Raw genomic sequence first — 16,161 nt, 5'->3', positions numbered from 1 at the left:
CGGGAGAATAGCTAAAGAAGAATATGGATGATAAAGATACATTAAAACTCGTCTTCTAGTGAAGGAAATATGGCATATTTTTTGAAGGGGAATTCAACAAGTTTTATTTTCGAAAAAAAAGGACTCTTTTATAGGTGAAGAGGCATGTAGTCTATGGGAAAATAAACAAGTGATTTTTCACTATAAGGTGTGCAACAAAAATGCTTATATCGTTCAACTATCGCGATACGATAGCATATTAAACCGTCTTTCCAAGGCGGTTTATCTTTGGCTGAAAATCAACATTGAGGATGAACATAGTCAAAAAAAATTAAAACAAAAAAGACGGGACGCCGCATTCCTTTGGCGTCCCGTCTTTCTCGATACAGCGCATACACTCGCCCGTTCCGCAACGTTATTTGCGCGGGTGCATCAACCTAGCCGTTAACGACTTCGCCGCCGTTCACATGCATCACCTGACCGCTGACATAAGAAGAGTCATCGGAAGCAAGGTACACATAAGCTGGAGCCAATTCATCCGGCTGGCCTGGACGTTTCATCGGCTGCGTGGCTCCGAATTCACTTACTTTTTTCTCATCAAATGTCGAAGGAATCAAGGGTGTCCAGATTGGACCAGGGGCTACCGCGTTCACACGAATCCCTTTTTCAATCAGATTCATCGACAATGAACGGGTGAATGATGTAATTGCCCCTTTGGTCGATGAATAATCCAGCAACGTCGGACTTCCCCGATAAGCTGTAATGGATGTCGTATTAATGATTGTACTGCCTTGTTTCAGATGGGGCATAGCCGCCTGTGTAACATAAAACATACCAAAGATGTTGGTACGGAACGTTTTTTCCAGTTGCTCTGGCGTAATATCTTCCAGGTTTTGTTGCGGGTGCTGCTCGGCTGCGTTGTTCACCACAATGTCGAGTTTGCCAAGTTCATCGACTGTCTGCTGAACACTTTTCTTCGCAAAATTCACATCGCCGATGTCACCTGCGATAAGCACACACTTGCGCCCTTCCTGCTCCACTTGACGTTTTGTTTCCTTGGCATCTTCATGCTCACTTAAGTATACAATCGCTACATCTGCGCCTTCCTTGGCATACGTAACCGCAACAGCCCGTCCAATCCCGCTGTCCCCTCCTGTAATCAAAGCCACCTTATCCATTAGTTTGCCAGCCGCCTTATACTGCCGCTTCTCAAATTCAGGTTTGGGGTTCATCTTGGATTCAATTCCTGGACGCTGATCCTGATGTTGGGCAGGCATCGTTTGTTGTTGCTGGGTAGTGTTTGACATGGTACCTTCTCCTTTCAAAATGAACATGTTTGATTTAAAGAAGACTCGGACACAATCACCTTGCTTCCTTGTCTTTCATTCGTCATAAGTCTCATTCTGTAGGATGGCATGAAGCGACCAGATTATTCTTCTACTGGACAGCTATGCGAACCATCATAATTACTGTCATTCCTTATTTACCACATATATGGAAATTAAAACTTGTATTTCGTCACCATCTGCATTTGTGAAATATTCGAATTTTTTTCGAAATTGACCTGTTTCATCATGCAAATGGTGTTCCTAAGCAGATAGGGCTGATGTACAATGTACAGTGTGGAGATTATATTCATCTTTTTTAGTCACCTAGCGTGATTAGCAGCATCATCTCATTTGCTTAAATACGACAACAATCTAATTTGACATGGAGATCTGAACATGGAATCGCATATTACTTCATACATTACACTTGTGACCACGTCAGCCGTGCTGAATCTGTTTCTGTGTATGTATACGTACTTCAGAAGAGCCCATTTTCCAAACGCCAACATCTTTATACTGTACACGGCTTCCCTGTCCGTATATACCTTCGGATATGCCATCGGCCTCGCCAGTAATACACTGGAACAGATGAAGTTCTGGAATATCGTCCAATATATTGGTATGCCGATCTCTGCACCGCTTGGCCTGCTTCTCATGATTCATTACACTGGAAAAAAGCTATCTAAGTGGTGGACATCAGCCTTGTTCATCATTCCTACCATTACAGTCCTTCTGGTTGCTACGAATGATTGGCATCATCTCTATTACAAGAAAGTATGGTTACGTGAGGATAGCAATGTCCCTGTCATGGCAATGGAAATCGGTCAATGGTATGTTGTCCATGGTGCATTTACGTTCTCGTGCCTTTTATGTGCTGGCCTTATCTTAATTGCACAATGGCGTCACACCAAAAAGATGTATCGTCGTCAACTGCTTACATTAATTGTATCGCAGATTATACCGATGGTTGCCGCGTTTGTGTACTTACTTGGTCTGACACCCTCTGGTTTAGATCCTGTTCCTATTCTAATGTGTGTCACATCCGCCATGTACATTTGGGCTATTCTTTCTTCCAGGCTGCTGACTATTGTGCCCATTGCCAAAGAAAGTATATTTGAAAGCATGCGTGAAGGGGTTCTCGTGCTGGATAGTTCCTATCGTCTTGTCGATTTCAACAGATCCCTAAGACTCATGTTACCTGAGATTGAAATATCGATGGTTGGACAACCTTTGAATGACATATGGCTTGGTCTTGCAGGAGAGACCTTTCCCGTTGAATATGAAAGAGAAGGGCTGCAAACCGACCTGTACTGGCAATTAAACGGAGAAACCGTCTGTTACCAGGTTAGGACGTCTTATGTATTTAACAAAAATCCTCAAGTTGTCGGTATTCTCATTATGCTAATCGATATTACCGAACAACGTTTTTTACAAGAACAGTTGAAACAACTAGCTTATTTCGATGGTTTAACCAAGATATATAATCGGACTCAATTTTTGAACAAAGGAAGAGAATTGCTTCAAGAAGCCCGGCTTAATCTTCAACCGGTCTCCTTCATCTTGTTTGACATTGACCATTTCAAGCGCATCAACGACACATACGGTCACGATGCGGGTGACCAAGCCATCATTCATGTTGTATCCGTATGCAATGGTTATTTAAACAGTGAGGTGTTATTCGCCCGTTACGGCGGAGAGGAATTCGTTATTGCCTTGCCCAACATGACAAATCAGGAAGCGTATCATTTAGCCGAACAACTGCGAATCGCATTGCTGGATCAACCGCTTGATATACAAGGAGAGTCCATCTCAGTCACATCCAGTTTTGGTGTGTCCCAAACGGGTAGCGAGGCGGATACCCTGGAATCATTACTTCGTGATGCAGACCATGCGCTGTATGAGTCGAAACGGAATGGCCGAAATGCAGTAAGAGTTTATAGTGCAAGTGTTAGTTCATTGTGAGTTGCAAGGTTACGTAACGTTATGTTCCTAGCGCAGTCATTGAATAAGAAGTCACAAATCAAACAGACAGCCTTTGCAGGCTGTCTGTTTTTGTTTGTCTGTACGGTTTGATTCAAGAGGAACGGGCGTTACTTACGCCACATGGCTTGAAGCTTACATGTTTCCTCAGTCCAGCTTTCAGCGCTGTCACTCGTCCTGAGCATGTGCAAACGCTTCACCTTGTACTCGTAGTTATACTCTGAGGAACAGCATTCGAGCCTGAAGTCGCTTATTTCTCTTATTAGAAAATGGATCTGTCGACCATCAGGTACACCATGATGAGCAAGAACACGGCAAGCAACGTGCTGAATGTACGAATTTTGCTTTGGTATGGTGTTACATCCTTATTACTTTTCACGCCTTCTGCGGCAAGACGTAACGGTTTACCCATAATTCCACCAATAGCTGCAATCGCGAGAAGAAGTACCACTACAACAGCCATCCAGATGTGGGAGTAATCCCCTTTTGTCATCAGATAACCACCTGTAAGGAGCTGAATAACCAGTGCATACTGTGCAACTTTGTTTAAGGAACGAAGTGACGCGAATGCTCCCTCCTGTGCTGGCAAGCTCAATGTGCGAATTTTACCGACCACAAATGGCAGAATCAGATAAAATCCCATGGCCAGTGCTCCGACGATATGGAGCAAATACATAATCATTGTCAAAATTTTCATCCTCCTCAACATATTCGCTGTGCTGTATATCACATTTTATTATACTGGGGAACTTATCCAAAGAAAAGAAAACCTCCGCGTTTACGGAGGTTTTCTCACTTTTTATGTTCAAAAAGTCTTCAAAACTTAAATATTAACGATTGAAATGACGTTGCGCACCGAATCTGCCGATGTATCAAGCGCTGCTTTTTCTTCGGCTGTCAACTCCAGTTCGAAAATCTTCTCAATTCCGTTGCCTCCCAGAATGGTTGGCACACCGAGGAACAGATCTTGATATCCGTACTCACCTTCAAGATAAGCGATAACCGGAATAATGCGTTTTTTGTCCTTCAAAATGGCCTCCGTCATCTGAACCAGTGAAGCTGCCGGAGCATAGTATGCACTGCCATTACCCAGCAGGTTAACAATCTCACCGCCGCCTACACGAGTACGTTGCACAATCGCATCAATGCGATCTGCTGGAATCAGGGTATCGATTGGAATACCGCCTACACTCGAATATCGAACGAGCGGTACCATATCGTCACCATGACCTCCAAGTACAAAGCCACGTACATCCTCTACGGATACATTTAACTCCTGCGCAATGAACGTACAGTATCGGGCAGTGTCGAGAACACCCGACTGTCCGATCACGCGGTTTTTCGGAAAACCGAGTGTCTGATACGCTGCATACGTCATTGCATCTACCGGGTTGCTCAGAATAATGACAATGGAATCAGGGCAATATGTTTTCACATTTTCACACACGGACTTCACAATACCTGCATTCGTATTCACCAGATCGTCACGGCTCATGCCCGGTTTGCGGGCAATTCCGGCTGTAATGATCACAATGTCTGAACCAGCTGTATCCTCGTAGTTGGAAGTTCCCACGATATGACTGTCGAACCCTTGCACAGGGCTAGCCTCCAGCAGATCGAGTGCTTTACCCTTGGTCGGATTCTCCAGTTGAGGAATATCAACCAGAACAACATCCCCGAGTTCCTTCTGGGCAAGCATCAGTGCAGTTGTAGCACCGGTAAAACCGGCACCAACGACTGTGATTTTTTTGCGCTGAATAGTCACGATTCACATCTCCCCTTACAGGTTTTTGTTACAGGTTTTTGATGATTTGATCAGCGAATTCGGAACATTTCACTTCTGTTGCGCCGTCCATCAGACGTGCAAAGTCATACGTTACCGTTTTATTGTTGATGGATGTTTCCATGCCTTTGTAGATCAGGTTAGCCGCTTCTTGCCAGCCCAGGTGCTCAAGCAACATTACGCCGGAGAGGATTACGGAACCAGGGTTCACGACATCCTTATCTGCGTATTTAGGTGCGGTACCGTGTGTTGCTTCGAAGATAGCATGTCCAGTTACATAGTTGATGTTTGCACCAGGTGCAATACCAATTCCGCCAACTTGCGCTGCGAGAGCATCGGACAGATAGTCACCGTTCAGGTTCAATGTAGCGATCACGTCGAATTCACCCGGACGAGTCAATACTTGTTGCAGAGCGATATCAGCAATTGCATCTTTTACGATGATTTTGCCAGCATCTTCAGCTGCTTTTTGCGCTGCATTAGCTGCATCTGTACCGTCTTTTTCTTTGATTACATCGTATTGTGCCCAAGTGAATACTTTGTCGCCAAATTCTGCTTCAGCCACTTCGTAACCCCAGTTTTTGAAGGCACCTTCAGTGAATTTCATGATATTACCTTTGTGTACCAAAGTAACGGTTTTGCGGTTATGGTCAACAGCATATTGTACCGCTGCACGAACCAAACGTTTCGAACCTTCCTCAGATACAGGTTTGATACCGATACCGGAAGTTTCAGGGAAACGAATTTTGTTAACACCCATCTCCTGTTGCAAGAACTGGATCATTTTTTTCACTTCTGCAGAACCTTCAGCGTACTCGATACCTGCATAGATGTCCTCTGTGTTTTCACGGAAAATAACCATGTCAACCAGCTCAGGACGTTTAACCGGGGAAGGTACACCATCGAAATAACGTACAGGACGCAGGCAAGTGTAGAGGTCAAGTTCTTGACGCAGGGCCACGTTCAGGGAACGGATACCGCCGCCAATTGGCGTAGTCAGAGGTCCTTTGATTGCTACGATGTACTCACGAATCGCTTCGAGCGTATCATTCGGCAACCACTCTCCGTATGTATTGAATGCTTTCTCACCAGCAAACACTTCATACCAAGCAATTTTTTTAGTACCGTTATATGCTTTTTCTACCGCTGCATCCAGAACGCGTACAGAAGCTTTCCAGATGTCACGGCCTGTACCGTCACCTTCGATGAATGGAATGATTGGATTATTAGGTACTTGAAGCGTACCGTTGTCAATTTGAATTTTTTCGCCTTCAGTTGGGAGTGCAAATTTTTCCAATTTCATAATTACAATTCCTCCTAAGTTTTGGTTTCACAGTATGAAGCATACCACATTTTTGCAGGAAGGAAGGGCTGTCTCTACTCGGCAGTATAGCCTTGTATTCACAAGCCCCTCACCTCATCTATATGATTATACTGTTTTTGCTAAAGTTTAGCGAAGATCGATGGAAACGTATTTCTGATCTGTTGGGCCAGTGTACTCGGCACGCGGACGGATAATGCGGTTATCTGCAAGTTGCTCCAGAATATGCGCTGTCCAACCGGACACACGGCTGATCGCAAAGATCGGTGTGAACAATTCCTGATCAATCTTCAGTTGAGTGTAAACGGAAGCGGAATAGAAGTCGACATTTGGCTTCAAACCTTTTTGACCGGTCACGATCTCTTCGATCTTTACGGACATCTCATATAAACGGGTATCGTTGTTCATCTCACCCAGTTCTTTGGACATCTTCTGCAAATGCTTTGCACGTGGGTCACCATTTTTGTATACGCGGTGTCCGAAGCCCATGATTTTCTCACGGTTATTCAGTTTTTCCTGAATAGCCGCTTCCAGACGATCCGGTGTACCGATCTCGTCCAGCATTTTCATAACAGCTTCGTTTGCACCACCATGCAAAGGCCCTTTGAGTGCACCGATCGCAGAAGTTACGCCTGAATAAATATCAGACAGGGTCGCTACCGTAACGCGGGCAGCAAATGTTGAAGCATTCAGCTCGTGATCCGCATGCAGAACAAGTGCTTGATCAAGTGCTTTTACCGCGGTCTCGGACGGCTCTTCTCCTGTCATCATGTATAAAAAGTTCTCAGCGATGGAAGCGCCTTCTTTTGGAGCCACAGGCTCTTGCCCCTTACGAATACGTGAGATCGCCGCTACAATTGTTGGCAATTGGGCTTGCAACTTCACCGCTTTGTTTTCGTTCGCAGCTTCTGTCATCTCGTCGGCTTGCTCATCATAGAGCGCAAGTGCGGAGACTGCAGAGCGTAGAGCTGCCATCGTGCTGATGTGTTTTGGATACAACTTGATTTGGGCGATCAATTCGCTTGGAATCGGTGCGTAATCGCTCAGACTTTTACGAAGTGACTTCAGTTCATCTGCTGTTGGCAACTTGCCAAACCAGAGCAGATAAGCAACTTCTTCAAAACTTGCATGTTCAGCCAAATCATCGATATCGTATCCACGGTATGTAAGCACACCGTCTACAATAGAGCTGATCGAAGAGGTTGTTGCAACGATGCCTTCCAGACCTTTGGTAGCTGTCATATTACATCTCTCCTTTAATAAGCGAAATCAGAAATCATTCTAAGTCATATCAGTGCCGAAGTGCACCTAACCTCTTTTGTAAACCGTTTCATTTTTAAAAATGACCTAAGTTGTCAAAATTCGGTTTTCTTATCTGTCAATCGGTATTTACTTATATCATCATACTGGATTTTGTCGTTTATGTGAACATGATGAGAGTTCATTCGCACATCAAACATATTTATCGGAGTGATAAAGCATTTTTGAAAACCTTTACACAAGCAAGGTTGACATTTAATGTGTATTAAACAATTCATGTCATTAGAGGATGTACCCAAAAATATAATTACAAAATGTATTGCTATAATTTGTAAACCTCAGGCATACTTTAGGCAGACAATGTACATAGTAGCATTCCGGCACACGGTTGCAGACTGTTCTTTTTGGCGTTTCAAAAGCTTACGATTGCTCTATATTAATAAGATAAGCTCTTGACTGAATAAAGGAGAGTTGAACCTTGGATCGAATCATTCTCAAACGTCTGCTTCGCGGTCTGTGGGTCATTGTAGCTGCCTTTCTGATCGCTGTAGCCATATATCTGTTATTCCCGCTGTTATATCCTTTTGTTATTGCCTGGATTATTGCGTATGCCATGAATCCGCTCGTAAAGCTGCTTCAGAACAGACTCCGTTTTCCGCGCTGGCTAGCAGTAACCTTGTCACTCCTATTGTATTTTGGGGCAATCGCTGTAATTTTATCTGCGGCTGTTACTCGTATGGTTAAAGAAGTCATTTCATTAACGACCAGCTTTGATCTGCATGTGGACGAAATCAAAGAAACGTTTGTACGCTGGACACAGAACGATACGATTCAAAGTTTGATAGCGCAGATTAACGATTTTTACAAAGAAAACCCGAACTATCAAGAAACCATTAATAGCAACATCAGCAAAACAACGGAGACCGTCGGAACAGCGGTAAGCGACCTTGTTACTGGTTTTTTCAACCTGATTCTAAACTTGCTTACTTCGCTGCCTAATATGGGTGCGGTTCTCATCGTGGTGCTATTATCTACCTTCTTCATTAGCAAAGGCTGGACGCGTCATAGCATTACAGTCTCTGGCTGGGTTCCGTCTACTGTTCGTAAACCGATCTCTGATATCTGGAATGATCTCAAAAAAGCACTCTTTGGTTATGTACGCGCACAGCTGATCATGATCTCGATTACAGCACTGTTCGTCATGATTGGTCTTCTCATCCTTCAAGTCAAGTCAGCGTTCACGATCGCTCTGCTGATTGGTCTGGTCGATCTGCTCCCCTATCTTGGTGTCGGTCTGGTGATGGTGCCTTGGGCAGCATATTTGTTCATGAACGGGGATATCTATCTTGGCATCGGTATTAGTGTTATTTATCTTATCCTGCTCATTGCCCGGCAGATCATTGAACCGAAAGTTCTTGCCAGTAGTGTCGGGTTAGACCCCCTTGCTACATTAGTGGGCATGTTTGTTGGTTTAAAGCTGTTTGGTGTGCTTGGCCTCATTATCGGCCCGGTGAGCCTCGTCATTCTCGATGCCTTCAATCGTGCCAATGTACTTCGTGACCTCAGGACTTATATCATTAATGGCAGAGTCCGATGAGTCTGATTTACACTTTAGCTAAACATGGCAAAAGCAAAAAAGTCTCCGTCCCAAGCAGAAGGCATCTGCAGAACGGAGACTTTTGCTTTGTTGTTGATACCAGGTCATTTCTTACTTCGGACGGCGATAAAATGTAATGCTGCCATTCCTCATCTTTTTCTCCAGCCAGCCCAAGAAGAACAGCCGATATACCGGACGTGTTAACGGAAATACCAACGTAAAGCCGATCAGGTCAGTTACAAAGCCGGGAATCAATAGCAGAAATCCCCCGACAAAAACAAAAAGACCATCAACCATTTTCCGCCCAGGCACCTTGCCGCGTTCCATCTCCTGTTTGGCGTCCATCAATACCTTTCGCCCTTCAAACTGTAACATGGCTATACCAATCAAGGACGTGAGAATCATGAGAAGCAATGTTTTTCCGGCCCCGATCCAATCACTCATCAGAATGAAACCAAACAGTTCAATCACCGGAATAATTAATAGTAACGCCCACATCCATTTTCGCATTGATAGGTTACTCCTTTCCTGAAAGCCACACCTTTTCAAGCACGCTATATAGCTCAGAGGCTACTTTATCCAGTCTAACAGGCTTCCAGTCTGCATTCACCCACACGTGCTGGGTAGAGCCCGTAACCAGCCGTTCACCCGGAAGTGATTCGTCATGTGACCAGACCCGCTCTCCTACAGCAAGTGAAACATCAGGCACTTCAGAGATGCGTCTTATGTCGTACTCATAGCCCAGGCGCAGACCACTAAAGGTGGCAATGCGTGTAAAGATCATAATCTCGTCATCGTAACGTGCCGGTTTGTGGTACTTCACATCCAGACCGGTTACCGGAAGCAACAGTCCCTGTTCCTCCATTTTACGATATGTATACCCCATTTGGCGAATCATCTCGGTACGACCGATCTCGAACCAGTTCAGATAGTTCGCATGATAGACAACACCCATCTGGTCGCTTTCCTGATAACGTACACGAAGACGAGCTGTATACCAGTTGCCATTACTTTCTTTTTGCACGTTCTCAGCCTCCTTGGCTCTACCATTCATACGCTTCACATCACAGAATCGTGTCATGAAGATGGAAAAAAAGCAACGGGACATCAAGCCCCATTGCTTCTTTCATGTTACTTACCGAATCATACGCTAGAATTAAGCGTTGTTCGGAATTTGACTTACTTTGATCAGGTTCGTAGAACCGGAGCGGCCCAGAGGTACACCAGCTGTAATCACAACCAGGTCTCCTTCTTTAACCAGACCGGATTTTACGCCGCCTTCAATTGCGTTTTCGAACAAAGCATCCGTAGAATCAACCAATCTGCCTTTAACAGGAGTTACACCCCATGCCAGTGCCAGACGACGGGAAGTTCTGTCTTCTGTCGTTACAGCGATGATTGGAGCTTCTGGACGATATTTAGAGACCATACGTGCTGTATGTCCGGATTCCGTCGAAGTGATGATCGCCTTTGCGTTCAAATCTTGAGCAGACAGAGCAACGGATTGACTGATCGCTTCAGTAACCGTTGTTTGTTGTGCAACACGTTGTTTCAGATACAACTCTTGGTAAGGCAGAGCAGATTCTGCTTTTTCTGCGATACGGGACATGGTCAGTACAGACTCTACCGGGTATTTACCGGCAGCAGTCTCACCAGACAACATGATTGCATCTGTGCCGTCAAAGATTGCGTTTGCTACGTCACTTGCTTCCGCACGAGTTGGACGCGGGTTACGTTGCATGGAGTCCAACATTTGTGTCGCTGTAATAACCGGTTTACCCGCTACATTACATTTTTCGATCATGCGTTTTTGTACCAGTGGTACTTCTTCCGCGGGGATTTCTACACCCAGGTCTCCACGAGCAACCATCAGGCCGTCAGACACTTCAAGGATTTCATCCAAGTTGTCAACACCTTGTTGGTTTTCAATTTTGGAGATAATTTGAATGTGACCTGCATTATGTTTCTCAAGCAATTCACGAATTTCAAGCACGTCGCTTGCTTTACGAACGAAAGAAGCTGCGATGAAGTCTACACCTTGCTCGATACCAAACACGATATCATTAGCATCTTTTTCAGTGATACCCGGCAGGGAAATCGCAACACCTGGAACGTTAACACCTTTTTTGCTTTTGATTGTACCGCCGTTAACGATACGGCATTTGATCTCAGTGCCTTGTACTTCCACCACAGTCAGTCCGATCAGACCGTCGTCGATCAGAATTGTAGATCCTGCTTCAACATCTTTAGGAAGCTCTGCATACGTAATGGAAAGACGATCTTTGGTTCCCAGAATTTCTTCTGTTGTCAAAGTGATGTACTCGTCCTGAACCAGTTCAATAGGCTCAACTTCCAGTTTACCTGTGCGAATTTCCGGTCCTTTGGTGTCCAGCAGGATCGCTACAGTTTTGTTCAGCTCTTCGCATGCTTGGCGAATCGCTTTGATCCGTCCGCCGTGCTCATCGAAATCACCGTGGGAGAAGTTCAGACGGGCTACGTTCATGCCAGCCATAATCAGTTTCTTGGTATTCTCCAGGGATTCACTGGATGGGCCAATCGTACATACAATTTTCGTTTTGCGCATTTTGGGTTTCCTCCGATTTTAAAGGTCTAACTTTATATCTCTATTTTTCTTTTTCCAACTATTAAATTTACTATACTTTTAATCATTTGTATAGGAAATTCGTCACATCATTCTGCATTTCCCGACAAATTTTTCACAGGCTCTGCCTGTAAGGGCTGTTCTGATGCTTCTACCTGAACAGATTCTGCCCCAGATTTTGATTCTACTTCACCCGCAGACACTCTTTCTTCAGCAGGTTCTACCGCAGAGGCTGGTGCTTCAAAGGTCACTGAACCAATTTTGCGGAATTTTTCATAGCGATCCTGCTTTAATTGCTCCGCACTCCATCCTTTCATCTCATCCAGATGACGAACTAGAGCTTCGGAGATCGCTGCCGCAGCTGTATCATAATCCCGGTGAGCCCCGCCACGCGGTTCAGGGATAATCTCTTCGATCACTTCCATCTCGAGCAGGTCTTTCGCTGTAATTTTCATCGCTTCAGCGGCCTGATCTGCTTTGGAAGCATCCTTCCATAGAATCGAAGCCGCACCATTAGGTGAAATTGCAGAATAGATGGCATGCTCAAGCATAAGCACACGGTTACCTACAGCCATAGCTAGAGCACCGCCGCTTCCGCCTTCGCCGATGACAACAACAATAACAGGAACCGAGAGCTTCGCCATCTCCAGCAAGTTACGAGCAATCGCTTCCGATTGACCTCTCTCTTCTGCAGTATTACCCGGATACGCCCCTTTAGTATCAACAAACGTAATAATCGGGCGGCCAAATTTGTCAGCCTGTTTCATCAGACGTAACCCTTTACGGAAACCTTCCGGATGAGCACTTCCAAAAAAGCGGGCGATGTTATCCTTTGTGTCCTTGCCGCGTTGTTGTCCAAGAACCGTTACGGTCTGTCCATTCAGTTTGGCAAGTCCACCAACCACCGCAAGGTCGTCGCCGAACATACGATCACCATGCAATTCGGTAAAATCGGTAAAAATAAGCTGGATTAAGTCCAGCGCGGTTGGGCGTTGCTGATGACGAGCCAGATGCATCTTCTGCGCTGCCGTTATGCCCGTATAAATCTCTTCTTCCAGTCTATGATAACGTTCTTCCAGACGGGCGATCTCTTCGGTGAAATCAATTCCCTTCTCCTGTCCAAACTGAACGAGTTCTTCAATTTTTTTGCGCATCTCAATCAGAGGCGCTTCATATGGCAAACCACCCGCCATTTAGACCCCTCCCTTTTCACTATGCATATCGAGAAGCTTGCCAAGGGTTGCCCGAAGTTCTTTCCGGTGAACAACCATGTCCAGCTGACCATGCTGGAGGTTGAATTCTGCGGTCTGAAAATCATCCGGCAGCTTCTGACGGATCGTTTGTTCAATAACAATTCTGCCCGCAAAACCAAATACCGCACCAGGTTCAGCAATAATAATATCGCCAAGACTCGCGAAACTTGCCGAAACCCCACCTGTCGTCGGATCGGTAATCACGGAAATATAGAGTCCGCCTTGCTCGTCCAATCGTGCTAAAGCCGCACTCGTTTTAGCCATTTGCATTAGACTTAGAATACTCTCCTGCATCCGGGCACCGCCTGAAGTAGAGAATATAATCAAAGGGAGCTTCTTCTCAATGGCATGTTCAACCGCACGGGTGATCTTCTCTCCGACAACGGAGCCCATGCTGCCTGTGAAGAAATCAAAGCTCATCACGGCGACAACAACGGGCAGCCCTTCAATCGTGCCTTCTCCCGTAATAACAGCTTCCTTCAAACCAGACTTCAAACGTTGCTGTTCGAGTTTGCTGCTGTAACCTGGAAAACCGAGAGGATCAACCGAAACCATATCGGCATCATGCTCAACAAAACCTTCTTCGTCCAGCACCATTGCGATTCGCTCCATAGCGTTAAGACGCATATGGTAGCCGCATGCAGGACATACTTTCAGGTTTTTCTCCAGCTCCTTGCTATATTGAATGGTGCCGCACTTGCTGCACTTGTTCATAAGTCCTTCAGGTATTTCACGTTTTGGGCGCTCGACGGCTTCCTGACGCTCGCCTGGAATAGCACGCTCGGAAGGTATGGTAGCGTACTTCCGTTTCTTTTGGAATATATCTTTGAACACAACTACACCTCTCCAGCCAATAATTTGATGGCCGCAGGCTACAGTCCGCTGTAACAATCAGCTTGATCTGCATGCTGCGGTGAACCGCTTACGCTTATAACTCATGCTAAGACTTATACCTTAATTAGCATTCAGAACAAAATTCCTCCGATACAAGGCAAACATCAACGGCTGCTCTCCGCACAATTGATGTTACCTGCAATAACCGATTAACAAAAAAAGAAGGAAGGACAGTAGCATTACACACATGCAAGTCGATTCCTCTTTCCGCTTCCGCGGTCAGTCCCTTATGTACCAGTGGTACTTTTTGTTATCTGCCAAGGCACTTCAATATCGAGAATCAAGAATGCAGAATGGAATTCAACACTTCCTGAACCTCTTCCAATTCCCCAGAAGGGACGCGAATCTCATATTGTTGCTTGGATAAACTGATGGGACGGGTCTGTACCAGAAAACCTTCTTCCGAAAGCTTGGTCTTGATCTTGTCCGCAACCTTTGCTGTCGGCGCAATGTAAATCACCGTCCACATGCCATGTCCGCCCCCTAAGCTAATGTTCAGAGCCCGTATATTGGACTAATGATACCATACCACCGTTTTTTTCTGCAAGGAAGGGTTGAAGACCTTTCGGGAGAAAATCAGATGATTCGGGACATTGACCCCTGCTTTGCAAGCCAAATGGTCATAGTCATGTGATGCAATTCGCAGACTTTTTCCACTCGGCAAAAACCTTCCAGGGCAGCCATAGCCGCCCTCAATCCCATTAGACAGATGGAGTTGGTAGCAGCAGTATTATGTTGGTATTAATGGATTTTACAGGTCGGAAGGGTATTTCTTAGCTTTAATATTTTTGTGTGCAATCCGGGCGGAGGCTGCCGCCGCAAGACCTGCAACCAGGTCATCCAGGAACACATGAACGGCAGATTTTTGTTCATTCAAGTCATGAATCACACCTATTTTTTCCTTGTCCAGATAACCAAAACTGGTTAGTCCAATCATGCCATACACATGCGTTATCCCTAAAGCCAGAGTCTCGTCCACTCCATAGAGTGACTCATCCGCTTCCATTATCGCTTGCAGCGGTTGGGGCAGAAGCTTTTTTTCAGCCAGTTCATCAAGCGCAATGCCGGTGTACAGTGTGTACTGTACCTCTCTTTTTTGCAAAACGGATTTTACGCTGGTTACACAGTCGTCCATGGTCAATTCCGGGTGGTACCCTTTCTGCAAACGATATACAATTTCTGCGATAGCATCAATGTGTACACCTCGCCGGGCCAGCATAGCTTCCGCGATCTCATATGACATATCTCGACCTCCCGCATCAATCCCCAGAGAACTTCAAGGTTCTTCGGTGTTCTCAAGTGTATGCAGCGAACTTCCAAAATGTTCATAAAATGTGCGAATGTACACGCTCAAGCGAACGTCACGCCACACCGCTCTTCTGTTGGCAAGCGTGTGCAAGTACAGCTGGCGTTCATTGGCTAAAATTTTAAATAGATCATTATCTCATATTTCATTCATATAGAGATGCTTGTAAATCAGGAAGGAGATCCCGGTAACCGGAGTGGACACAATTCATCATAAAATAGAATTTCCCGGCGGATTTTGCTGTTTTTCACCGGAATAAACCTTTCTCATGATCATTACCACTGGAAAATTGTACATTCGCGCAAAGACTTCTGGTGAACACTAACACTGAGCCGAAGGGATACTTGGTTCGCAGATCTTGTATAAAAAAAGGATGTCCACCGTTCTCTATCTTGTAAACGGTGGACATCCCCTTGCTGAAGGTGGTAAAACCCGCTTCAGCTTTATTTGATTTTGACCGTCCCTTCACCAAGCATTTTCTCCATTTCGGAGAACAGTGCCGGTGAAGGTTTGATCCGGTAGGCGTCGCTCAGGGCGAGCAGCTTCTGCTGCTGCTCGTAGAAGAGCACGGTCGCCACCGGGCCAGGGTGTTGCTGAAGCAGCTCTTTGAGGCGCGCCAGCAGCTCGGGCTTCTCGGCCTGCGGGGTGAGCTTCACGAACACCCGCTGCTCGGCCCCACGCGGCGCACGACCCTGCTCCGCCGCGCCCGCCGCCGCAGGCGCTGCACTGCCCGCGCGTGCGCCAGCTGCGGCGCCTGTGCCTGCCTCGCTGCGCGCCGAGGCAGGGCCGCGGCTTCCGCTTGCACGCACAGCGGAAGCGGCACCGCCTGCGCGGCTGCGCGGCGCTGCGGCTCGCGCG

The 16,161-nt window shown here is 45.9% G+C and carries 14 protein-coding genes and 1 pseudogene; 2 read left to right on the top strand and 13 right to left on the bottom strand.

What is annotated here, in order from left to right:
* Nucleotides 1-416: 416 nt before the first annotated feature.
* Nucleotides 417-1,286 carry an SDR family oxidoreductase gene (locus EC604_RS10845; protein WP_123064204.1) on the bottom strand — a complete coding sequence of 290 codons (870 nt, stop codon included), beginning with the start codon at nucleotides 1,284-1,286 and terminating at the stop codon, nucleotides 417-419.
* Between the two features lie 417 nt (nucleotides 1,287-1,703).
* Here EC604_RS10845 and EC604_RS10840 point away from each other — a divergent pair, with 417 nt between their 5' ends.
* Nucleotides 1,704-3,269: a histidine kinase N-terminal 7TM domain-containing diguanylate cyclase gene (locus EC604_RS10840; RefSeq protein WP_123064203.1), complete on the top strand. Its 1,566-nt coding sequence runs from the start codon at nucleotides 1,704-1,706 to the stop codon at nucleotides 3,267-3,269.
* A 280-nt stretch (nucleotides 3,270-3,549) separates the two neighbouring features.
* On the opposite strand, the gene EC604_RS10835 is transcribed toward EC604_RS10840, so the two are convergent.
* The 4 genes from EC604_RS10835 to citZ all read right to left on the bottom strand — a co-directional run bounded on the left by EC604_RS10835 (nucleotide 3,550) and on the right by citZ (nucleotide 7,633).
* Nucleotides 3,550-3,975, bottom strand: coding sequence for a hypothetical protein (locus tag EC604_RS10835; RefSeq protein ID WP_123064202.1), 426 nt, complete (start codon nucleotides 3,973-3,975; stop codon nucleotides 3,550-3,552).
* Nucleotides 3,976-4,110: 135 nt separating this feature from the next.
* On the bottom strand, nucleotides 4,111-5,052 hold the full coding sequence (gene mdh / locus EC604_RS10830) for a malate dehydrogenase (protein ID WP_123064201.1): 942 nt from the start codon (nucleotides 5,050-5,052) through the stop codon (nucleotides 4,111-4,113).
* A gap of 28 nt (nucleotides 5,053-5,080) precedes the next feature.
* Complete coding sequence (icd, locus tag EC604_RS10825; RefSeq protein ID WP_123064200.1) at nucleotides 5,081-6,373, bottom strand: NADP-dependent isocitrate dehydrogenase; 1,293 nt, start codon at nucleotides 6,371-6,373, stop codon at nucleotides 5,081-5,083.
* Between the two features lie 147 nt (nucleotides 6,374-6,520).
* Entirely contained in the window at nucleotides 6,521-7,633 is a 1,113-nt protein-coding gene (gene citZ / locus EC604_RS10820) for a citrate synthase (RefSeq protein WP_123064199.1), read from the bottom strand.
* A gap of 496 nt (nucleotides 7,634-8,129) precedes the next feature.
* Here citZ and ytvI point away from each other — a divergent pair, with 496 nt between their 5' ends.
* On the top strand, nucleotides 8,130-9,248 hold the full coding sequence (gene ytvI / locus EC604_RS10815) for a sporulation integral membrane protein YtvI (RefSeq protein ID WP_123064198.1): 1,119 nt from the start codon (nucleotides 8,130-8,132) through the stop codon (nucleotides 9,246-9,248).
* 111 nt (nucleotides 9,249-9,359) lie between these two features.
* On the opposite strand, the gene EC604_RS10810 is transcribed toward ytvI, so the two are convergent.
* The 8 genes and pseudogenes from EC604_RS10810 to EC604_RS30490 all read right to left on the bottom strand — a co-directional run.
* The gene (locus EC604_RS10810) at nucleotides 9,360-9,758 is read right to left on the bottom strand and encodes an FxsA family protein (RefSeq protein WP_123064197.1); all 399 of its coding nucleotides are present in this window, start codon (nucleotides 9,756-9,758) and stop codon (nucleotides 9,360-9,362) included.
* A 7-nt stretch (nucleotides 9,759-9,765) separates the two neighbouring features.
* Nucleotides 9,766-10,329, bottom strand: a complete 564-nt coding sequence (locus EC604_RS10805; RefSeq protein ID WP_240036809.1) for an acyl-CoA thioesterase — start codon at nucleotides 10,327-10,329, stop codon at nucleotides 9,766-9,768.
* Nucleotides 10,330-10,404: 75 nt separating this feature from the next.
* Nucleotides 10,405-11,832: a pyruvate kinase gene (gene pyk, locus EC604_RS10800; protein WP_123064196.1), complete on the bottom strand. Its 1,428-nt coding sequence runs from the start codon at nucleotides 11,830-11,832 to the stop codon at nucleotides 10,405-10,407.
* A gap of 107 nt (nucleotides 11,833-11,939) precedes the next feature.
* Nucleotides 11,940-13,043, bottom strand: coding sequence for an acetyl-CoA carboxylase carboxyltransferase subunit alpha (locus EC604_RS10795; RefSeq protein WP_123064195.1), 1,104 nt, complete (start codon nucleotides 13,041-13,043; stop codon nucleotides 11,940-11,942).
* Nucleotides 13,044-13,937, bottom strand: coding sequence for an acetyl-CoA carboxylase, carboxyltransferase subunit beta (gene accD / locus EC604_RS10790; protein ID WP_123064194.1), 894 nt, complete (start codon nucleotides 13,935-13,937; stop codon nucleotides 13,044-13,046). It lies immediately after the preceding gene.
* A 340-nt stretch (nucleotides 13,938-14,277) separates the two neighbouring features.
* On the bottom strand, nucleotides 14,278-14,466 hold the full coding sequence (locus tag EC604_RS10785; protein ID WP_090920220.1) for a glutamate decarboxylase: 189 nt from the start codon (nucleotides 14,464-14,466) through the stop codon (nucleotides 14,278-14,280).
* Nucleotides 14,467-14,748: 282 nt separating this feature from the next.
* Nucleotides 14,749-15,240: a phosphatidylglycerophosphatase A family protein gene (locus EC604_RS10780; protein WP_123064193.1), complete on the bottom strand. Its 492-nt coding sequence runs from the start codon at nucleotides 15,238-15,240 to the stop codon at nucleotides 14,749-14,751.
* A 506-nt stretch (nucleotides 15,241-15,746) separates the two neighbouring features.
* Nucleotides 15,747-16,161 (bottom strand): annotated as a pseudogene (locus EC604_RS30490) (DNA polymerase III subunit alpha); the annotation flags it as partial.

The organism is Paenibacillus amylolyticus (assembly GCF_003719335.1).
Lineage (GTDB): Bacteria > Bacillota > Bacilli > Paenibacillales > Paenibacillaceae > Paenibacillus > Paenibacillus amylolyticus_D.
This window is presented reverse-complemented; position numbering and strand designations above follow the sequence as displayed.